This is a genomic window from Carboxylicivirga litoralis (genome assembly GCF_025499605.1).
In the GTDB taxonomy this organism is placed as follows: Bacteria; Bacteroidota; Bacteroidia; order Bacteroidales; family Marinilabiliaceae; genus Carboxylicivirga; species Carboxylicivirga litoralis.
The window spans coordinates 168,881-190,679 of record NZ_JAFMVC010000007.1; the positions used below are offsets into that span (position 1 = coordinate 168,881).

At 40.1% G+C, this 21,799-nt stretch carries 13 protein-coding genes; 1 reads left to right on the top strand and 12 read right to left on the bottom strand.

The genetic code is table 11. From position 1 onward, the window contains the following. Window positions 1-168: 168 nt before the first annotated feature. From J1N10_RS09230 to J1N10_RS09270, 9 genes are all read right to left on the bottom strand, one after another. On the bottom strand, window positions 169-1,254 hold the full coding sequence (locus J1N10_RS09230) for an SGNH/GDSL hydrolase family protein (RefSeq protein ID WP_262326410.1): 1,086 nt from the start codon (window positions 1,252-1,254) through the stop codon (window positions 169-171). A gap of 25 nt (window positions 1,255-1,279) precedes the next feature. Next, the gene (locus J1N10_RS09235) at window positions 1,280-3,139 is read right to left on the bottom strand and encodes an outer membrane protein assembly factor BamB family protein (RefSeq protein ID WP_262326411.1); all 1,860 of its coding nucleotides are present in this window, start codon (window positions 3,137-3,139) and stop codon (window positions 1,280-1,282) included. A gap of 13 nt (window positions 3,140-3,152) precedes the next feature. Next, on the bottom strand, window positions 3,153-4,259 hold the full coding sequence (locus tag J1N10_RS09240) for a mandelate racemase/muconate lactonizing enzyme family protein (protein WP_262326412.1): 1,107 nt from the start codon (window positions 4,257-4,259) through the stop codon (window positions 3,153-3,155). Window positions 4,260-4,352: 93 nt separating this feature from the next. Next, the gene (locus J1N10_RS09245; protein WP_262326413.1) at window positions 4,353-5,978 is read right to left on the bottom strand and encodes a RagB/SusD family nutrient uptake outer membrane protein; all 1,626 of its coding nucleotides are present in this window, start codon (window positions 5,976-5,978) and stop codon (window positions 4,353-4,355) included. Between the two features lie 12 nt (window positions 5,979-5,990). Next, complete coding sequence (locus J1N10_RS09250; RefSeq protein ID WP_262326414.1) at window positions 5,991-9,068, bottom strand: SusC/RagA family TonB-linked outer membrane protein; 3,078 nt, start codon at window positions 9,066-9,068, stop codon at window positions 5,991-5,993. A 158-nt stretch (window positions 9,069-9,226) separates the two neighbouring features. Continuing rightward, window positions 9,227-12,049, bottom strand: a complete 2,823-nt coding sequence (locus tag J1N10_RS09255) for an FAD-binding and (Fe-S)-binding domain-containing protein (RefSeq protein ID WP_262326415.1) — start codon at window positions 12,047-12,049, stop codon at window positions 9,227-9,229. A gap of 15 nt (window positions 12,050-12,064) precedes the next feature. Next, the gene (locus J1N10_RS09260) at window positions 12,065-13,207 is read right to left on the bottom strand and encodes a dipeptide epimerase (RefSeq protein ID WP_262326416.1); all 1,143 of its coding nucleotides are present in this window, start codon (window positions 13,205-13,207) and stop codon (window positions 12,065-12,067) included. Window positions 13,208-13,221: 14 nt separating this feature from the next. Next, entirely contained in the window at window positions 13,222-14,373 is a 1,152-nt protein-coding gene (locus J1N10_RS09265; protein ID WP_262326417.1) for a C40 family peptidase, read from the bottom strand. Window positions 14,374-14,510: 137 nt separating this feature from the next. Continuing rightward, the gene (locus J1N10_RS09270) at window positions 14,511-15,938 is read right to left on the bottom strand and encodes a transglutaminase-like domain-containing protein (protein ID WP_262326418.1); all 1,428 of its coding nucleotides are present in this window, start codon (window positions 15,936-15,938) and stop codon (window positions 14,511-14,513) included. A gap of 117 nt (window positions 15,939-16,055) precedes the next feature. Here J1N10_RS09270 and J1N10_RS09275 point away from each other — a divergent pair, with 117 nt between their 5' ends. Then, on the top strand, window positions 16,056-17,285 hold the full coding sequence (locus tag J1N10_RS09275) for an exo-beta-N-acetylmuramidase NamZ family protein (RefSeq protein ID WP_262326419.1): 1,230 nt from the start codon (window positions 16,056-16,058) through the stop codon (window positions 17,283-17,285). 514 nt (window positions 17,286-17,799) lie between these two features. Here the strand turns inward: J1N10_RS09275 and J1N10_RS09280 are convergent. From J1N10_RS09280 to J1N10_RS09290, 3 genes are all read right to left on the bottom strand, one after another. Further along, window positions 17,800-18,918 carry an acyltransferase family protein gene (locus J1N10_RS09280; protein WP_262326420.1) on the bottom strand — a complete coding sequence of 373 codons (1,119 nt, stop codon included), beginning with the start codon at window positions 18,916-18,918 and terminating at the stop codon, window positions 17,800-17,802. 92 nt (window positions 18,919-19,010) lie between these two features. Next, the gene (locus tag J1N10_RS09285; RefSeq protein WP_262326421.1) at window positions 19,011-20,297 is read right to left on the bottom strand and encodes an AmpG family muropeptide MFS transporter; all 1,287 of its coding nucleotides are present in this window, start codon (window positions 20,295-20,297) and stop codon (window positions 19,011-19,013) included. Between the two features lie 83 nt (window positions 20,298-20,380). Further along, complete coding sequence (locus J1N10_RS09290; RefSeq protein WP_262326422.1) at window positions 20,381-21,712, bottom strand: SpoIID/LytB domain-containing protein; 1,332 nt, start codon at window positions 21,710-21,712, stop codon at window positions 20,381-20,383. Window positions 21,713-21,799: the final 87 nt, after the last annotated feature.

Here is a 21,799-nt window from a genome sequence, read left to right on the forward strand (position 1 = left end):
GTCAATTAAACCTTCATTTAAATTTTCCTTAGGTGCTTATCATCTCAGATAGGGAACTCCTTCGTTCCACCTACGGGACACCATCGGATCAACCACGCTCCCAGCGAGGTTAATCCCGAACAAGCCCCTTATTTGTCCACTAGTTGACAATTGTCAGGCATATCTGAATTATTTACATTCCTCCATGCTATAATCCCAATCCAGCACATTGGCAATGGTGGGAATAATGTGATTGGCCATTTTTAATTGTCCCTTATAAGAAGGGTGCCAGTCGGAACCATAATCGGTATTACGATTAAGTAATGCTGGTGGTATCGCGATAAAATAAAGATGATGATCGTTGTAAATAACCCGTGCCTCTTCAACCGCCTGCTTGACATTAGAAAACAAAGGCTCGTCACGTATAGGGCCAACAATGCAAAAAACAGGCACATCACCATAGTAAGATCTTATTTCCTGAAGAAAACGTTTATAACGGTCGATAAACAGGGCTTTGCTAGGCGCTCCATTGGCCGAATAATCATTAGAACCCAGGTTAATAACAACAGCATGCGGTTGCCAATCATTAAAATTCCAAATTAGCGATGTATCCATATCAAAGGTCTGGCGATAACGATCGGTCAAGGTTGCCATGGGCTTACCGGCATAATTACGCACCACTCCCAAACCAGAATGAGCCGTCACATAACACTCCGCATTAAAAGCCCGGGCTGTAATAAAAGCATAGGACTTATCCACATTTTCCGTTGCAGGCAGAAATTTCTCATCGCCCGATTGGCCTTCCGTTCCATAACCAGCTGTTAACGAATTACCAATAAATTCAATGCGCCTTGCAGGAAGCTTCTCACACGATTTAACCTCTGCTTTAGCCGCCAGCCGAACACCCTTAAACGTTACCGTCCCCTGCTCACCTTCGGTGCGTTTCTGCAAACAACAGGTATGCCAGCCCCGCCCTTTGATACCTTTTATGTTGTAAACCGAATCAGCAGGCGCCATCAATACTTCATGTAACCTGCCATCGATAAACACATTGAAATAATTGGTAGCGCCGCCATCCATTACAAAAGCCAACTGATTACCTGTAAATTGAAAGCAAACAGATACACCGGGCCAATCATAACGAACTGCATCTGGATTCCTTTTATCTATTCGTCCCGAATAGGTAAACACCGCATCACTGGCTTTAACAGGCTTCATCTGACCCAATGCACTTAAACACATACACACCATTAATAGACTTAAACTATATTTCATCTTCTTTCTTTTGAATTATTAGGCTTTACTTACTAAAAACAACAATTTTACCATCCATTGAATTAACCAAAAGTTGTTGGTTATCCATAAACTGCAATTTATTAATCGATGAGTTACTTATTTTGTAGCGCCACAAAAGCTTTTTAGATTCAACACCTACAGCAAATACTTCTCCATTCTTTGTTCCGCCATAAACTATACCATCCGCTTCGAGCAAGGGCACCGGGTTATGCTCATAACCAAAACCTACATTAACTGACCAGTCCTTTTCCAAATTATAGTCAACTGTAGGATAAACCACAATTGAATCATTCATTAACTTGGCAAAGAAATAACGACCATCAGTCGATATCCCGGATGACTCACGTACCTTGTGCTTGTTAGTTCTGAACAACTGTTCTCCATTCTCCAGATTTATGACTGTCATACGTCTGTCGGGAGCAACAATAAACACTTTATCATTACTCACCACCGGCGTCACATTGCCCGGTGAATACAGCTTTGCCCGATGTCCATTGGTCCACTTCCACACCTGTTGCCCTGAATTTTTATCCACGCAATGCAGGAAGGTATCCCAGGCACCAAATATTACTTTATCGTCCGTAATACATGGTGTCACCTGAACAAAACCATTAACCTCATTATATTGCCACAGCACCTCACCCGTAGAAGCGTTGAGCCTAAGCATACCGCCCTTTCCACAGGCAACATAAAGATCATCGCCATCTATCTTCCCTTCACTGAATACAGGATAATGCACATCGGTCTCCCAAACCAATTTTCCAGAACGCTTATCAAAAGCTTTTACCTGTCCCTGTGAAGTTCCTACAATCGTTAGATGCTTATAAACAACCGGCGTTGAATATTGAGGTTTGCAAAGATTTTGCGCCCATTTTATTTCACTTGTAGCAAGGTCAAAGCAATTAAACGCTCCATCCGAAGCCAACCAATATAAACACTCATCCTCCTGAGCGACTCCTCCCATAATTGAGGCAGGCGATTCGAACAATATTTCCGGTTGGTGATTCCTAAATTGCTTATTTATTAAATAATCAACCGGATGAGGAAATTCCAGAGAATCAATCTGATTTGTTCGATGAATGTCCCAACTAAATGCGAGCTGCAGCTCACATCCTAATTGCTTACTTTTAACCCAAACAGAATCACCTTCCAGTTCAATAATATTATAACCCTTATCGTCTTTATCACGCCCTATCAGGGCACGCCCCATCACACCTGGTATACCATTAAAATTGAGCAGTTGTAATTTATGACCATGACCACAGAAAGCCATTTTAACATCGTATTTTTTTAATTGAGCCGTAATTTCGGGCCAATTATCCAGACCATCCATCAAAGGGTAATGCGCCAGCGATATCAGGTGCTTATTACTATCACTCAGATTCAGTCTGTCTTTAAGCCACTTAACATCCTCTTTTTTGACATGTCCGTCGCCCATCTTCATATATGGACCGGTATTAAACCCAACAAACTGATAAGCTTCTGTTGTAAAGAAAAAGCGGTCGTCGCCAAACAACTTCTGATAGGTTGCTCCACCCGTTTCTGACCAGTTTGTTTCGTGATTGCCCGGCAATACATAATAAGGCACCTCTATGTTATCGAGAATTGCTTTGACTGCTTTTAATTCTTCATCCGACCCCATATTGGATAAATCACCTGTTATTACCACAAAATCAAACTCCCCAGCATTGACTTCCTCAATCGCCTTCTGAAATACTTCTTCATGTTGATTTCCTGGTACAACATGAATATCAGTGAAGAATGCTATCGATAGTCTTTCAGGCCGATTACAGGCCCAAAGAACATTCATTATTAACAAAACAAACACATACCTGTGCAATATCGAATTGAATAGTTTCCTCATATTCATCTTCCTATTAAACTACCATCCATTCCGATCCCCTCAGATAATCCTCATCAAACTCAGCACCAATACCAGGCTCTTCACTTATGGTCCACAAGCCCTTTCCTTCATAATTGATTCCACCAACAACAGGATCCTCAGCCAGCATCAACGAAGAATCAATATCGTAATGCACCACATTGGGGCTAGCCAAGACAAAATGCATTAGAGCTGTCAGTGCATAACGCGACTCAGACATACACCCTACTTGACACTTGATGCCCGCTGCTTCGGCAATGGCATTAATTTTAATGGCTGTATTGATGCCTCCCGATTTGGAAAACTTGATGTTAAAATAATCACAAGCGCCAATTTTAGCCAGTTTCATGGCATCATGATGCGTAAATACGGACTCATCTGCCATAATCGGTATTGGACTATTCTGTCGTACTTTAGGCATCTCCATATAATTCCAGGATGCAATTGGTTCTTCGCAATGCTCGATATTGTATTGATTGAGTTCCTGAAGTGTTTTGATGGCCGTTATCACATCCCAGCCCTGATTAGCATCAATGCGAATGGGATAATGATCACCAACAGCCTCACGAATGGCTCTAACTCGCGCCACATCGTCTTTAGTTGTAGTTCCCAATTTTACTTTTATGGCCGGAAATCCTTCCTCCTGAAACCTCAAAGCATCAGCCGCCACCTTCTCGGGCGCACCAATACTAATGGTCATATCCGTATATATGTCGCGATTATTTGAACCACCCAGGTACTGATACAAGGGCAAACCAGCGCGTTTAGCAGCCAAATCATACAAGGCCATATCAAAAGCACTTTTCATGGTATAATTGGCATAAACTGCTTTATCAATCTCCGCCAACCGCTCATTCAGCTCATACGGATCCTTCCCCTTCAGTAGTCCGGCCAGCTGCTTTGACAACTCAAAAACAGTTTCCTGCGTTTCGCCAACAATAAACACAAAAGGGGCACACTCTCCTGTCCCAACGAATCCATCGGAACTATGAATGCGCACCAACACATTGGTGGCCGATGGGATAACTCCTAATGAAATAACAAAAGGTTCTTTATAAGGGATATTGAGTTTAATGACCTCAACTTTGGTAATAATGGGCATAACTATCGAATTAAAGGATAAACTACAAGTTACTAAAAACAAATAAAGAGGGCACACGCGCCCCCTTTATCCATTTATTATTAAAAGCAAATATTAGTACCCAGGGTTTTGAGTGATAACACCACCAGTATTATCAACCTCACTCTGTGGTATTGGGAAGAATAAATTCTTAGGCATTTGCAAGTTCGTGGCCTTGAATACAGGCTCACCTGAATCTGAAACAGTAATACTTCCATCTGCTTCTTTTGTTAATGCCGCTTTCACTTTATAACCATCTGTTTTTACCTCTTTCTCCAAACGACCAGTACGCACTAAGTCATGGAAACGATGACCTTCACCACACAGCTCCACACGGCGCTCATGATAAATGGCATCCAATAGGTCAGTACCCGATACAGTAACATCTGGCAATACAGTAGCATCACCTTGACGAGCTCTATCGCGCACATAGTTCACATAAGTACGAGCCGTACCTTCATCACCCGTATGATAACAAGCCTCGGCGTACACCAAATAAATATCCGATAAGCGAATAATACGCTCATTGATTGGCGAATTTCGGAAGTTACCTAAACTAAAGTAACGCTCGCGTGACAAATAATGCTTGTAATTACTAAAACCTGTTAAATCCTCATTCACAACAGGAATTACAGTTTCTCCTTCACTATTTTCATATGACCATTCTTCACCAAAAGTTAGTGAATTCATTAATGACTGCTCACGACGTGGATCATCATCTTCAAACTCAAGATACAAGTCATAAGTCGCCTGGTAACGTCCATAAGGGTCAGCTGCTCCCAACCAAGGCATGTTTAGGAAAGTAGTGAAGTTACCATTATTCGTAAATGCACCATCATCCAACGGAGAATCATAAAACTGAACTTCGAAAATCGAACCTATCCCATTCTCTCCTGCTTCGGTGAAAATATCATTGTAATCACCACGATACAAATCATATCCTAGCTTAAATACTTCCTCCGCATACTTTTTAGCATCTGCCCACTTAGAATCATCATAGAACGATTGACTTGAATAACCAGAACTAGCCTGCGTCATACACACTTTAGTTAATAAGCCATATGCAGCACCTTTAGTGGCCCTACCCAACTCTTCAATGTCGGCCATTTCAGCTTTTGTAGGCAAATCGGCGGCAGCTTCCAATAAATCTTTTTCAATCTGCTCAAAAACCAAATCAGCACTGGCGCGCGTCTGTGTTAAATCATCCTTCAATAATGGCACCGTAATTAAAGGTATATCACCAAACATCTTTACCAAATCGTAGTAGTAATAAGCACGCATATACTTCGCTTCAGCAACCACTCGCTTTTGTAAATCCTTATCCGCTACACCTGGAATATCAACACCTTCCACATTCTGAATCAACTTATTGGCAATCAATATCCCGCGATAATTGTAGCGATAATTATACAAGAACAAGAAGTGACCAGAGTTAAACGTGAATTCTCTTAGTTGTAAATCTTCACGGTCAACAGCGTCATCCGTACTTGAGTTATTCATCGATGTACGCCCCCAGTTATAATGGTATTCCCACAAAGGAGCATAACAAGCATTGGCTGCTTTAATCAACTCGGCATCATTAGAGTAGAAACTACCTTCTGTTTGCTCTCCAATCTTATCGGTATCCAGATAATCTTCGCTACACGCTCCTACTGCGAAGACAATCAAACTAGCTAATAATATATTTTTAAATCTTTTCATTGTTATCTTCTATTAGAAAGTTACACTTGCTCCAAATGAATAAGTTCTTGATTGAGGGTATGTACCGTAGTCAATTCCTTGTGTTAAGGAAGCTTGAGTTGAACTAGAGGCTCCAATCTCAGGATCTAAACCTGAATAATCAGTGAATGTTAATAAGTTCTGACCTGAGAAATACAATCTCACTGATGATAACCAAGGTGCTAAATCTCTAAATGTGTAACCTATCTGTAGGTTTTTCAATCTTAAATATGATCCATCTTCAACATAAAAATTCGATGCTTTCAAATTGTATTCTGTAGTAGCTGCGTTTAATCCAAACATTGAACTGGAACCATTCTGTGCTGTCCAGTGGTTTTTATAATCGTTAGTCAGTGCAAAACGCTTATAGTCGGCATAATTATAATACTTAAAACCATTGAAAATATCATTACCCTGAACACCCTGGAAGAATATTGACATATCCCAGTTTTTGTACTCTAAGTCAATGTTAAGACCATAAAATAAGTCAGGAATTGGGTTACCAATCATAGTACGGTCATTAGAATCGATAACGCCATCTGGCTCTTCCAATACACCATCATTGTCTTTATCGGTCCACTGATCCTTAAAACGGAAATCACCAGCTCCAATAGGGTCACCCGACTGTGGGCTGCTGGCCACTTCAGCATCAGACTGGAAAACACCTTCTACTTCATAACCATAGAATGAACCAATTGGCAAGCCTTCCATGGTACGAGTTACAGAACCAACTAAACTTACACTACCTGCGATAATTGGCTGACCTCCACCTAAACTAGTCACTTCATTATCAACATGAGAAGCGTTTAAATTCACAGCAAACTTCAAATCACTCCCGATTTTACCACGATAACCTAAGTCGATTTCAAATCCTTTGTTTTTAACACTACCGGCATTTACATAAGGACTGCCATCATACCCTGCATACTCAGCAATAGGTACCTGCACCAACATATCTTTGGTTTCTTTTACAAAGTAATCAGCAGATAAGCTAATTTTATCGCTTAAGAAAGCCATATCGACACCGAAGTTAGTTGACTCAACTGTCTCCCATTGCACTTCCGTATTGGCCATCTTAACCGGCGCTGCTCCTGGCTGCTCTTTATCACTGAATACATAACTGTATTCCACACGACTATCTTTTGTTTGAACCGTTGAAGTAAAAGAATAAGGATTGATTTTAGCATTACCTACGCGACCCCATCCAGCTCTTACTTTAATACGATTAACAATATCTTCCGATAGCCAATCCATAAATGGTTCATTTCTTAACTTCCAACCTAATGACATTGATGGGAAACTACCCAAACGCTTATCGGGACCGAAAACAGAAGAACCATCGCGACGGAACGAAGCTGTTAAGAAATATTTACCAGCATAATCATAGTTCAAACGTGCTAAGTACGAATACATACGAATATCCGTTCCCGAATTCCAGGCATTTGTACTCTCAATATCAGCAGAAGCGGAAATATACTGAAGCTCTTCAATATCATTTGGCACATTATTACGTGATGCCCCTAAATACTCATACTTAGTTTGTTCAGCCGTAAAACCACCTAACAAAGACAAGTTGTGCTTATCTTTTGTAAGAATATAGTTGATCGTATTTTCTGTTAATATACCATCAGTATCATCTACTGTTTTTGAGATATTATTAACCGCTCTTAACTCATTACCATAGTCATAAGCCGGATAGTAGGTTTTACTTTTATTGCGATATAGGTTTAAGCTCAACGCACTTTTAATGAATAAATTCTTAACCGGCTCAAACTGAATATAAGCACGTGCCAAAACACTTAAGTCCTTATCATTATATACATCTCTATTCAACTGAGCCACCGGGTTAGCCAAGTCAGAGTAAGGCGTTGAAGCATATTCTCCATTATCCTGAAAAACAGGAGTTAAGGGATCTAAACGTTGAGCGAGCGTTAAAATACCATTAATTGCATTTCCTGTAACGGCATCTGTTTCTTCATGAGCTATAGCCACATTAAAACCAGCTTCCCACTTATCTCCCATAAAATAATTGTTATTAATACGGGCATTAAAACGCTCATACATCGAATTAAGAACAATACCTTCATTTTTGAAATATCCTACACTTATTAAGGAATTTGATTTCGCATCTCCGCGAGAAATAGTAGCATTGGCTTTATAAACTTTACCAACTCGCGTTACCTCATCAAACCAATCAGTGGTCTGGTTAGCATCATCAGAAGGCGACTGTAGATTCAATGGTTTATAAGCGCTTGAACCTGTAAAGGCAGCAGCATTATTCTGCGACTCGTTATAAATAGCCAACCAATCAGATGAATTCATTAAGTCAGGCTCATTCCAAACCTGCTGAACACCACTCATTACTTCCAGCTGCACTTTTACATCATCAGAGTTACCTGTTTTGGTGGTTATTAAAATAACACCGTTAGCTCCACGCGAACCATAGATTGCTGTAGCAGAAGCATCTTTTAGCACCTCCATATTAGCCACATCCGATGGATTTAGAAAACCTATATCATTTAACAAAATTCCATCAACAACATATAATGGTGATGAGTTATTAACCGTACCGGTACCGCGAACGCGCACAGATATACCCGAACCAGGAGCACCAGATGTTTCTGTAACCATCACACCAGAAGCACGTCCCTGCAACATAGTAGCTGCACTCGCCACTGGCTGACTTTCCAGCACTTCTGCATCTACTGAAGCTACAGCTCCTGTAATATCGCTTTTTTTCTGAACACCATAACCAACTGCCACCACTTCATCCAAACCAATAAATTCAGATTCCATTGTCACATCAATCGTTGTTTGACCTGCTACGACCACTTCGGTAGTTTTCATTCCAATAAAACGAAATACTAACACTTCATCATCCGCTGCTTCCAACGAATATTTACCATCAATATCGGTTATTGTACCTTGCGATGGATTACTTTTCAAAACAACATTAACACCGGGCAAAGGCATTTTTTGATCATCCTTTACTACACCGCTAATGGTTTTCACTTGTGCATGCGCATAAACAATGCAACACAACAAAAACAAGCTCACTAAAACTTTTTTCATTGATTTCATTTTTTAGATTTTAATAGATTTTAGACTTATTCAACAAGTAAATCCCAACGACAAATTGTCAATTGATATAAAAACCGAGCATTCTTTTTCATAGACACTTACTTTTAATTGATTAATTGGATATTATTTTAACTTTCACATTTATTCTGTTAACTACTAACTTTCGTTGCTTTATCAACCAGGTAAAGAATCGATTGATAGTTCAATCCACTGTGCAATGACAGGCCTATTTCACAGGTTCGGCTGGTACTGTATCCGGCCACTGCCCTTTCAGGTACTTCCTCTTTCAGATATTTTAAAGCACTCTTATTCAGCTCGGGCAGGTTAAAGCCCTTATCGCCAGCCCAACCACAACAGCCAGTTTTCTCTGGTTTGATAACTTCTGTAGCACATAATTGAGCCAATTCTACCAGTTTGTTATCCAGGCCCATTTTTGTTGAACTGCATGTTGCATGCACCATCACCGTCTCCTCCTGAATATTAAACTGTAAATGCTCTTTTAAATAGCGAAGCGTAAATTCTATTGGTTCAAGCAGCTCCAACTCCTTTGCCATTAACTCCTTCATGCGCAGCAAGCAAGGGCTCATATCACATAAAATAGGAAAACGTCCATTTTCTGTTGCTTGCATCAATGCTGCTTCCAGCTCTTTTAGTTTGTCCATTCCCTGACCTTTAAAGCCCTTACTGTCGAATGCCATTCCACAGCAAAGGCTGGTCAGGTTCTCAGGATAAAGTATTTCATAACCGGCCTTATTAACCAGTTTTTTAGTGACTGCTGTTAAAGCTTCTTTTGAATTTGTATCGACATCATTACCCATCATGCGGTTAATGCAAGCCGGGAAATACACCACTTTTCTATCAGAACTGATAGTAGATGCGGTATCAACTTTTTTCGCAGCTAATGGCATGTGCTTATTCCAGAATGGCATACTTCTACCGGAAGCTTTATGCACAAAAGCTCCACCTTTTTCCATCAACTTCTCAGGTAATACCTTTTGAAAACCTCCAACAACGCTTAAAGCGCCTCGTGCAATGCTATTAAATGCCGCATAATTGTTGGCTATAAAACCAGCTGTAGCTGTGGCTATTTTTCCTTTTTTCTCAAATCGCAGCTCTTTAATTAGCTTACCGATATTAATACCAACCGGGCAATTTAATGCACAAAGGCCATCTGTTGCACAACTTTCGTCACCTTTATAGGCAAACGCTTTTGCCAGCTTTCGGTATTCTTTTTTCGAATCAACTTCCCCGGCCTCCAATGCCCGATAAACAGCAATGCGCTGTCGTGGTGTCAGCGTTAAATCGCGCGACGGGCAGCTGCTTTCGCAAAAGCCACATTCGATACAGTTGTCGATAATCGGATGCGCTTCAGGAAGTGGCTTGATATTTTTGATATACACCTCTGCATCATCATTGAGCAATACGCCTGGATTTAAAATATTCGTCGGGTCAATAGCTTTCTTTAATTGCTTCATTAAATCATAGACCTCGCTCCCCCATTCGTACTCAACAAATGGTGCCATATTACGCCCCGTACCATGCTCAGCTTTTAAACTACCATTGAATCGGTCAACCACCAACTCGGACAAACTATGCATAAATACCTTGTAGTTATCCATTTGCCACGATTGCTTAAATTCAGGCATTACAAGGAAATGAATATTACCATCCAAAAGGTGCCCCCATGTTACAGAGCCCTTATAATGATGCTTATCAAGTAAAATCTGCAGTTCAGGTAAGGCTTCATCCAAAACTTCACCCGGAAATGCCACATCTTCAATGATACAAGTAGTTCCTGCTGATCGTGTGGCGGCTGCTGAGGTAAACAATCCTTTTCGTACTTTCCAGTAGGTATTATAATCTTTCTCATTATCGGTAAAGGCAATGGGGAATATAGTTTCAATTGCACTTAATTGCTCAACTATTTCCTGTTGCTGGGCCAACAAATCTTTTTCGTTGTGCGCTGCTGTTTCAACAAGCAATGCAGCCGTTCCATCGGGTAATTCCTTTAAAAAAGCCGGTAACCCTTCCACATCCTCAACTGCTTTCAAAGCATTTCTATCCATTAACTCAGCAGCACTCACTTTACACGAACGCAATGGCATGATGCATTTAGCTGCATCTTTAATAGAAGGGAGGAATATCAATGCACAAGTCCTACAGGCAGGATCTTCAATGGTCTTCATCGTTACTTCAGATATGAAACCCAAAGTCCCTTCCGACCCCACCATCAAATGCATCAAAATATCAATAGGGTCTTCAAAATCCAAAAAGGAATTCATCCCGTACCCTGTCGTATTTTTTAACTGATATTTCGATTTTATTTTATCAGATACACTTTTTGTATTAAGTATTTGCTCGCGAATAGCAAGCAGTTCATTCAATAAGTCTTTGTGACTTTGAGCAAATGCAGCACGACTATTTTTGTCGTTGGTCACCAGCAAAGTTCCATCGGCCATAACAATGCGCATGGCTTCAATGGTGTTGTAACTATTGGTAACGATGCCATAGCTGGCGCCACTGGCATTATTGGCGACAATACCACCAATTTTAGCTGCATTAATAGACGCCGGACTTGGCCCAATTTTATAGCCTAATTTGGCCAACTGCTGATTGGCAAATCCTCCACGAACACCCGGCTGTAGTTTTATTTTTTGGCCTGCATCAAGTATTTCATATTGACTGAATCCAGGACCAATTTCAATTAAAACGGAATCAGAAATAGTTTGTCCCGACAGGCTAGTACCCCCGGCTTTAAAAGTAATGGCAACCGTAAATTGATGTGCCAGACTGACCACCTTTTGTAATTCCTGCTCATTATTCACCTGAACCACCAATTGAGGTATCAATCGATAAAAACCCGCATCAGTTCCCTTTGCAAAACGATCGATGTATTCGGCATACACCTGTTGCATAGGCAATATTGCTTTTACCTTTTTTTTAAATTCAGATATGTTACTATTTAAAGCCATTATGCACCTGCTCTTCTATAATTTTACTACTCCAATCCCCGGCAACTCATTTAGTGTCACCTTACCGTCAATCACCTTCACACCCACGTACACATCATTCGAAATCAATAGATTACCATCTAAATCAGCCCAATCAACCAAAGGAGATATTTGCGAGGCTGCAGAGATAGCACATGACGTAGCGGTCATACAGCCAATCATCACCTTCATATCCATGGCACGAGCCAGGGTTATCATCTTTCGTCCGGCACGGAGGCCACCACATTTCATTAGCTTAATATTGATACCGGAATAAACACCTTTTAAAGGCAGTACATCATCAACTGTTTGTAATGCTTCATCGGCGATGGTTGGCAAAGGACTGTTTTCAGTTAACCAAGCCATATCATCCATGGCCTCTTTAGCCTTCGACATTGGTTGCTCAACAAAAACAACACCTTGTTCTTTCAACCAATGGATTAGATCCAGGGCTTCGTGTTTATCTTTCCATCCCTGGTTAACATCTACACATAAGGGTTTATCGGTAACCGAACGTATAGTTGTTATCATTTCCTTATCATTCCCCCTGCCCAGTTTCACTTTCAATATATTATAAGGCGATGCCTCTTTCACTTTCTCACGTACCACATCCGGCTCATCAATACCAATGGTAAAGCTCGTATTTGGTGTTTTTGAGGCATCCAGCCCCCACATTTTATGCAATGGCTGTCCTACCAATTTGCCCAATAAATCATGTAAGGCGATATCAACAGATGCCTTGGCAGCGTAATTACCAGGCATCACTCTGTCGACATAAACCAGAATATCTTCTAATAAAAACGGGCTGGCAAACTGCTCAAGATTCACCATTGATAAAAACTGAGCTGCTGTTTCGTGCGATTCACCCAGATAAGGAGGCATAGATGCTTCACCGTATCCAACAACACCATCATACTCAATTTCCACCAACATAACCGGTGTTGTAGTTCTTGAATTTGAAGCAATCGTAAAAGTGTGCTTCAACTGTAAATCATATGGTTTAAAAGACAGTTTCATCTTTGCATTTGGATTTTGAACTTTTTGAGAATCGGCAGAACCACAAGCTTTTAATGAACCTGCAACAAATGCGGATCCGGCAATCAGTCCTGACTTCTTTATAAAATCTCTTCTGTTATTCATCAACATTCCCCCTTTTATTGAATTGAATTAATATACCAGCCATGCTGAGAAACAGGCATTAAACCTTCATTCTTCTCCTGTCCGATATAGCGCTGCGCTCCCAACCATGATGCGGTTCTGTATTCACTATAATTCTCACGACTTTCATCAAGACTATTAATCTTTACTCGTCCTGAAGCATGGATATATTCAGTATCTCCAATATACATGGCCACATGTGTAACTTTGCCTTTTTCTTTATTGCCGAAAAACAACAAATCACCCACCTCTAACGCTTCAACTTTAAGCTCGACACTTTGCCCGTAGTTAATTTGCTGCGAAGCATCTCTGGCCAGGATATAACCATTCATGAAGTAGATATTCTTCATAAAACCAGAACAGTCAACGGCTTTTGAAGATGTTCCACCCCATAAATAAGGCAAGCCCATAAAAGTCATTGCTTGCTCAACCAATGCATCCTGAATCAATTCAACATTCGACAACCATCCTTCCAAGTCTTTTAGATTTTTAGTTTCCACCATACCTTTTCGGCCATCGGGAAGTGACAGATAAACTTTACCAGACGTTTTTTCCTTCTGAAGAATACAACCTTTCACTAAATCATTAATCCGATTACCCTCAGCATCCTTCAACCAGCAATCTTCAACCACTATGACACGCTTACTATTTTTCCAGTTTGAAAATGCTTTCTCATCCATCTTTACAATAGATGAATTATTAACCCAGGCAATATATTGATCTGGAGACTGCACCAAACTCCAGCCTCCTTCTGACTTTAAGACTTGTAATGGCGTTCCCATAATCGCTTGAGAAACCAACTGCGCCGAATGCCGGGGCCCCTCTCTTAAATTAGCTACACTAATTAAAGTGATGGCCCACTTTTGCTTGCGTGCTGGCAATACTTTTACACTATCAACAATTGTTAGCTTAAGTTTTTGAAGTTTTGCAATTAAATCAGCTTTAGCTTCTTCAATTGTTGTTTCTCCTGAAAGAAAAATTTTATTGGAGGTGACTTGCGCATCAACATCAAACAGGGCCACTCTTGAATCGGGAACCCAATGTGCTTTTACAGATTCAACTTCTGCCAATATGGCTTCGTTCGAATTATTGCATGCTGCAAGTATTAATATTACAGCCACTTGGAAGACCAGTAGGATAGTTTTCATTTCTTTGGTATGTTGTATTACATCTTACACATGTCAAAATTATAAATAGTATTAACAAATACAAACATTTATTGTATTTTTTATAACATGTACGACATCTTATTGCTATTATTCAACAATAGATAGCTCTACTATTACTATTTATAACTGACTGACATATGATAATCCCACTGATCGAAATACAGATTACCACCTTTCCATTCTACCTCACCACGCTGAAAGTCCCAAGGTTCGCTTCGTAAATATTGTTTAGAAGGGCAAAACTCAGCACCTATACCATCGTTCACTATCAAACGATAAGCATCGATACCTGATATATAAAAGTTACGTAACTGTTCATCATTAGATTTCTGCAAACTAAAAGACATATCTAATGGCACCCATCCTACACCTTGATAATACACCTCACACCAATCATGCAGGTTTACTTCTCCCGGATGCAGCATCCAACCACTTTGCCAGCGCACCGGAATACCCTTATAACGAGCCATACTCATGAACAGTAAAGTCTGCATACCACAATCCCCTTTTTTATAACTCAACACATATTCCGGAATATTAGGCATAATACCATATTCGAGTGCTCCTGCCCACGGTATGGTTTTATCAATCCAATAGTAAATCTTTTTTACAAGCTCAACCGGCTCAACGTCTTCACCACAAATACTATCAGTCAGCTGCATGATTTCTTTCGTAAAAGCAATGTGCGGCAACCGCTGCTTGGTATACTCTTTATAAACAACACTTTCCTGATCATATGGCAAAACATGCTCTTGAGACAAATCAACATACTCAGCCTGGGTATCAAAACTAAACGTTAACTTAAACTCTGTCTTTTGATTAGACACCGCAACCTGCTCAAGGTAAATACTCCGATGCACACACGAATCTTCAGACACCCTATATTCTTCAGGAAAACTGCCTAAAAACTTGACACTCCCTTGTCGTGCATGGTGCGCTTTTGGATAAGGCAACCAGCAGCGAAGAACTTCACCAGCAGGAATCGCATTTGCATCAACAGCCAAACTATATTCAATTACAAAACTTCGTTTTGCAACTCTACTATTCTTTACCTGCTTAGTTTCTTTAATGACCTCGACTGAATGCTCCAAACAAAAAGCATCCAAAGCCTCATCCAACAATCCATCTCCTTTTCCGGTTAATATAGCCAGGTTTGATACCGCACGTTTGAAATACTTCTTTTCGCCATTCAACATTCTACCTTCCAGTAAACCTGACGCATTCCAATCTCTCCACTCTTCTTCTGTAAAATCACCAACTCGTTCAATTAACTGCTCTTTTACAACATCTTTATCAACACTGAAATCAATCGCAATCCGCTTGGCTATTTGAGCAAACGAATCGGCTTTCATCCATTGCACATCAAATTGAGTTGACTGCCCTTTAACCGAATCAGCCCAAAATTCAAGTTGACTTAATTCTCCCTGTTTCAATAAAAAAGCAGGTAAGTTCCAATCGGTTTTATATCCCTTATCAGATTGACAACTAACAAACAAAAAAACAAACAAATTAGCGATTAACAGTTTTGATAGTGGGTTTTGCATAACTTCGTAATAGTAGTCGTAAATTAAAAAAACAAATTATATTTGTATTACATATTACAAATGTAACGACGATAATCGAGATTCAAAACACTTTTTAACAATTAACAAGAAAATAACATGAGACGAACCGTTTTTTTTGCCATACTAATTTTTTCATACACTTTAATACATGCTCAAAAAGTTAAAACTGGCATAGAAGTATTACAAAAATCCAATTTTAACTCCCTGAATAGCAAACGCGTTGGTCTTATTACCAACCCAACGGGCGTTAATAGTGAATTAAAATCTACAGTTGATATACTGTTTGAAGCATCGAATATTGAATTAGTAGCCTTATACGGACCAGAGCATGGTGTGCGCGGAGACTACTCGGCCGGCGATAAAGTTGAATTTTTTACCGACCCTAAGACGAAACTCCCGGTTTATAGCCTTTATGGCAAAAATAAAAAACCGAGTGCTGAGATGTTAAAGGATGTCGATGTATTAGTTTATGATATTCAGGATATCGGTTCGCGTTCTTACACTTATATTAGTACACTTGGATTGGCCATGGAAGCTGCTGCTGAGAACAACATCAAAATGGTGGTACTCGATCGTCCGAACCCTTTGGGCGGATTAAAAATGGAAGGTGTTATTACCGAGCCTGATTTTATTTCTTTCGTTAGTCAATTCCCAATACCATATGTACACGGCTTGACCGTTGGAGAGTTAGCAGAACTTTTAAATGGTGAAAAACTACTTAAAGATGGTGTGCAATGTGATTTAGAAGTTATTAAAATGGACGGTTGGCAACGCACCATGACCTTTGAAGAAACTGGCTTACCATGGATTCCTTCTTCACCACATATCCCACATGCGCACTCATCCTACTTTTATCCGGTTAGCGGCATATTGGGCGAATTATATGTCTACAACATTGGCGTTGGCTATACATTACCATTCCAGCTATTTGCCGCCGAATGGATTGATGCAGACAGCTTGGCCAACAACCTGAATGCTTTGAAAATTGAAGGTATTCTATTCCGACCTGTGCATTTTAAACCTTATTACAGTGTTTCTAAGGGCAAAATGGTTCATGGTGTGCAAGTTCACTTTACCGATTACATGAAAGCACCATTATCGCTTATTCAGTTTTACATCTTGCAAGAAGCCTATGCTTTATGGCCGAAACACAATGTATTTGAATTGTGCTCAGAATCGCGCATTAGCATGTTTGATAAAGTAAGTGGCAGTGATAAAGTAAGAAAAGAATTCACTAAAAACTGGCAAGTGGCCGACATTGAAAAGATGTGGTATAAAGACATACCTCAATTTAGAAAGATAGCAGGCAAGTATTTTATTTACTAGCCAACTAATCGAAGATAACAACCCGAGTTCGACGTAAAATTTCTGATTCAGATCGCTTATAAATAGTGAGTTTCAATCTAAAATTATGAAAGAATAGCGGGCTATTTTGAATAATTTTGGGGAAGAAAATCGCTGTTTATAAGTGAAGCACCTATGCTTTATCATAAAAAATTAATTTACAGCGTTAAATTTTTCGAGCTAGCTCGCTAGCCCTGCAAAATTTGCCTTGTAAATCAATTCTTTATGACACTCTGAATTCTGAAATTTAAATCGAACTCGGGTTAATACTAAATTGACTTTTAGAAGCCTACAAAGTTGATTTAAAATAAACTCTTTTTTATCACCACCAAGTCACCAGGAACACGAAGTAAATCTTTATATTCTTGGTGACTTGGTGGTATTTTTTATTGTCTTTGAAGGCGATTAGCCTACACATGCAATATAAAACAGAAAGCCAACCCAAGGGCCGGCTTTACATTATAATACACACAAACACAAAAGTACAAGCTTGTACTTAAACTTTTATAAATATCTTATTGCGGTACAATACCCAGCCTATCAACCAAAAGAAAACGATGTGTACCAAAGCAAACAATAAGGAACCATTCATATTACCAGCAATTGGTACAAATACCTTTTCGTACAAGGCAGTATAACCATTCATAACTTCAGGTGCATCGCCATTGATAAAACTGAATTTAATGAGTCGGGCTATGATCTTTATCCATAAGATGGAAAAAGCAAAAATAAACAAAGGGTTCATACCGAACACCACGAAGAAAGATGTCCACTTTTTATACCCTTTGATATCCACCAGCCAAACTAATAAACTCAATAACAACATGGCCAAACCAGCAGTATAGGCAACATACGAGCCTGTCCAGAGCGGCTTGTTTAATGGCAATACCCAACTCCATAACCACCCTAGAACAACCAAACTACCACCGTACATTACCAGCTTAAGCGGCAACCTTGCTTTATCAGAGTTTTTAATCAGCAAACCAACTAGGTAGCCTGACAATACTGTTGCAATGGCTGAGAGAGAGCTAAAAATACCTTCAGGATCGAAAGGCAATCCAAAGCCTTTGTATAGGTGATTTTCGCCTAAAATAGCTTTATCAAAAGCAATGGTCGCGTTTTGCTCAAGCGAATAAGGTTGTTCACCTCCCAATAAATTAAGAGCGAGCCAATGAACAAGCACCAGCAGTACGCTACTTATGATTACGCCTCGTTGCTTAAACGACAACACAATAAGCGAGCTAAACACATACACTACAGCAATTCGCTGCAATACCCCCATAATGCGCAATTTAGAAAAATCCATTTGCCACTGGGGAAATGAATTCAAAAACAAACCTATTGCAAAAATCAGTAATCCACGCTTTCCAATCTTCAACAGTGACGATTGATTTAGTCCATCTCCATACTTGGCAAAGGAAAAAAACATAGAAACACCCATGACGAACAAAAAGAAAGGAAACACCAAATCGGTTGGTGTACAACCGTGCCAGGCGGCATGTCGCAATGGTGGGTAGATATATGACCAACTCCCTGGTGTATTCACCAGAATCATTCCAGAGATGGTAATGCCTCTAAGAACATCAAGAGCCAGGTATCGTTTGGATTTTGACATATGTTTTAGTTTAGGAGTTGACGAGTTTAAAGTTGACACCCCTCTCCCTCCGGGCTTCTCACCAAGGGGAGAATTTCAAAAAAGGGAAGAGATTATTTCTTTTTAATTCCGAAAGTTGGATCCACCTTAATCAATTTCACCATAATAAAACTAGGAATTGTACAAAGTATTACCCAGATAAAGAAATGCTGATAACCTATCATTTCCTGAATCCAGCCCGAAATCATTCCCGGCACCATCATACCTAAAGCCATCAAACCGGTACAAAAAGCGAAATGAGCCGTTTTGTGCTCCCCTTCAGAAACATAGATTTGATACAACATGTAGGCTGTAAACCCAAAGCCGTATCCAAACTGCTCGATGGCAACCGAGATACTTACTAAAACAAATGATTCAGGCAAGACATAAGACAGATACACATACACAAGGTTTGGCAGGTTAATGGCAATTACCATCGGCCACAACCAGTATTTTAAACCTTTACGAGAGGCCACTAAACCGCCTAGTATACCTCCAATAGTCAGAAAGATAACACCAATGGTACCATACACAATACCTACCTGGCTGGTTGTTAATCCTAAACCTCCCACATCGCGACCATCTAACAAAAAAGGCGATGCCATCTTTACCAATTGCGACTCACCTAAACGGTAAGTCAACAACATGCCCATTATCACCCAAATATCTTTTTTAGTGAAAAACGTAGAGAAAGTATGACCAAAATCGCTCATTACTTCACTTAAGCTCTTCACTTCTTTGTTTTTATCCTCTTCGGGATGTGGCAATGCAAATTTATGATAGAGGGCAAACACCAGGAACATGCCTGTAATAATATAAAAAGTTAATGACCAGGCGAGTGGAACACTTGGCCCTTCATTGCCAAAGAGAGTCATTTCTTCTAATTGACCAGCTAAAAAAACCAACAATCCCTGTCCGGCTATCATTGACAAACGGTAAAAAGTACTGCGAATTCCAATAAAATAAGCCTGTTTACTCTCATCCATTCCAAACATATAAAAACCGTCGGCAGCAATGTCATGCGTAGCAGAACTAAAAGCCAACAACCAGAAAAAAGCCAATGTGGATTGAAAGAAGAAGTTCGTTGGAATGGTAAAAGCAATACCTGCTAAACCTGCTCCAATCAGCAGCTGCATGGTAACAATCCACCAACGTTTACTTTTAATGACGTCAACCACCGGACTCCAGAATGGCTTGATAACCCAAGGCAGATACAACCATGATGTATACAAAGCAATATCGGTGTTGGAGATGTCCAGTTTCTTATACATGATAACTGCCAAGGTCATCACCACCACGTAGGGTATTCCTTCAGCAAAATATAAGGTGGGCACCCAGGCCCAAGGCGATTTTTGTTTCATAGTTATATATTTGATGACTGAAGACCGAAGCAACTTCCCTGTCTACATACAAACAGGCGTCTTCTATCTTCTGTCTTCCTTCTTTAATACTTTCTCTTTAACTCTGCCCCTCTGAAATAATGCATTAAGATAGCATTATAATCGTAACCTTTAGCGCCCATAACCGCAGCTCCTATTTGACAAAGGCCAACACCGTGCCCCCAACCTGCACCTTTTAGTATAAAGTTGAGTTCACCGTTTAATTCCGATTTTTCAACAATAAAAGCCGAGCTATACAGGTGCGATTCGGATAAGGCTTTTCGAATCTCCAACTCTTTACCTATAGTTAAAGTCTTTTTGTCGCCAATAATCTTTAATTCAATCAAACGACCTGAATCACCGCGCTCAACAGGCACCATATCCTTAATCAACCCAAAATCGAACCCCGTACGTTTTTTCACCAATTCGCTCACTTCTTTCTGCGTGTACTTCACTTCCCAGCGGTAGAAATCATTGGTTTCCTGATCATAATCATTCAATACCTGACTCAATACTTCCTTATTATCAGTATTACAGAATGCATCGGGACTGCCCAGCATCCACTTTTCAGCATTGCTCTCATTCTTTAGATTAATATCAAAACCTTGAGGGTTCTTATCATTATCAGCGAAGGCCTGTAAGTAAGGATGATTCACCGGCTCCCACACATTTTCAAATTGCTCAACCATTCCACCGCAGCATTTCGAAAAACGCGCATCACAAATGGCATCCCCATTCATCAATACTTCACCCCAGGTGGCACGGACAGCATCTTCCACCTCAGTAGTGGTCGAACGTGTTATCCCTTGGTAACGCTGGCAATGATCATCGGCACACACATCAAAGTTGATATGATCTTCACGGTCGTACCATTTAATAAATTTCTCATCCGACTCAAACACTGATTGATAAGTATCATCCGCCTTTTGGATAGATTGATTCTTTTCAATCTGGGCCAGCAACCAGCTGCGCGAAATGACCGCATGAGCTTTTAATAACTCCAAAGACGAAGTAGCACTCATCTCCGAAGAAATCACACTCATCAAATAATCTTCAACCGGCAGCACATTTATCGCGGTTATCTTTTCATTTTCAATCAGAAGCTTCAAACCACCTTTAAACGATTGGTCTTCGTCGCGTTCCCAGTGGAAGTTAATCCCAATGGTTACATCATGAAGCGTAAAAAAAGCATTAGCAGTCGCTGGTTCTAGCAATGAGCCTGATGGTAAATTAATTTTCTCTTTACCATCACTCAACTCAAGACCACCATTGACACGGACAGCCTTGTATTTTCCATTCAGATTAATGCCTGCCGTGGTTACGTATGATCCTTCTAATGTAAATTCAATGGTCTCTTTAAACTGAATACCAACATGTATAACCGGGATTTTTTCCATGATATTTTCTTTAGTCCGAATTCCGATGCCACGATAGTTATCGTTGGGAGTCCGAAGCTGTTGTTACAATGTTATTAGTGCGCAGTG

Bases quoted from the DNA above. Each gene is read 5' to 3' on its own strand.
- J1N10_RS09230 (WP_262326410.1), bottom strand. From the start codon at position 1,254: ATGAAATATAGTTTAAGTCTATTAATGGTGTGTATGTGTTTAAGTGCA.
- J1N10_RS09235 (WP_262326411.1), bottom strand. From the start codon at position 3,139: ATGAGGAAACTATTCAATTCGATATTGCACAGGTATGTGTTTGTTTTG.
- J1N10_RS09240 (WP_262326412.1), bottom strand. From the start codon at position 4,259: ATGCCCATTATTACCAAAGTTGAGGTCATTAAACTCAATATCCCTTAT.
- J1N10_RS09245 (WP_262326413.1), bottom strand. From the start codon at position 5,978: ATGAAAAGATTTAAAAATATATTATTAGCTAGTTTGATTGTCTTCGCA.
- J1N10_RS09250 (WP_262326414.1), bottom strand. From the start codon at position 9,068: ATGAAAAAAGTTTTAGTGAGCTTGTTTTTGTTGTGTTGCATTGTTTAT.
- J1N10_RS09255 (WP_262326415.1), bottom strand. From the start codon at position 12,049: ATGGCTTTAAATAGTAACATATCTGAATTTAAAAAAAAGGTAAAAGCA.
- J1N10_RS09260 (WP_262326416.1), bottom strand. From the start codon at position 13,207: ATGAATAACAGAAGAGATTTTATAAAGAAGTCAGGACTGATTGCCGGA.
- J1N10_RS09265 (WP_262326417.1), bottom strand. From the start codon at position 14,373: ATGAAAACTATCCTACTGGTCTTCCAAGTGGCTGTAATATTAATACTT.
- J1N10_RS09270 (WP_262326418.1), bottom strand. From the start codon at position 15,938: ATGCAAAACCCACTATCAAAACTGTTAATCGCTAATTTGTTTGTTTTT.
- J1N10_RS09275 (WP_262326419.1), top strand. From the start codon at position 16,056: ATGAGACGAACCGTTTTTTTTGCCATACTAATTTTTTCATACACTTTA.
- J1N10_RS09280 (WP_262326420.1), bottom strand. From the start codon at position 18,918: ATGTCAAAATCCAAACGATACCTGGCTCTTGATGTTCTTAGAGGCATT.
- J1N10_RS09285 (WP_262326421.1), bottom strand. From the start codon at position 20,297: ATGAAACAAAAATCGCCTTGGGCCTGGGTGCCCACCTTATATTTTGCT.
- J1N10_RS09290 (WP_262326422.1), bottom strand. From the start codon at position 21,712: ATGGAAAAAATCCCGGTTATACATGTTGGTATTCAGTTTAAAGAGACC.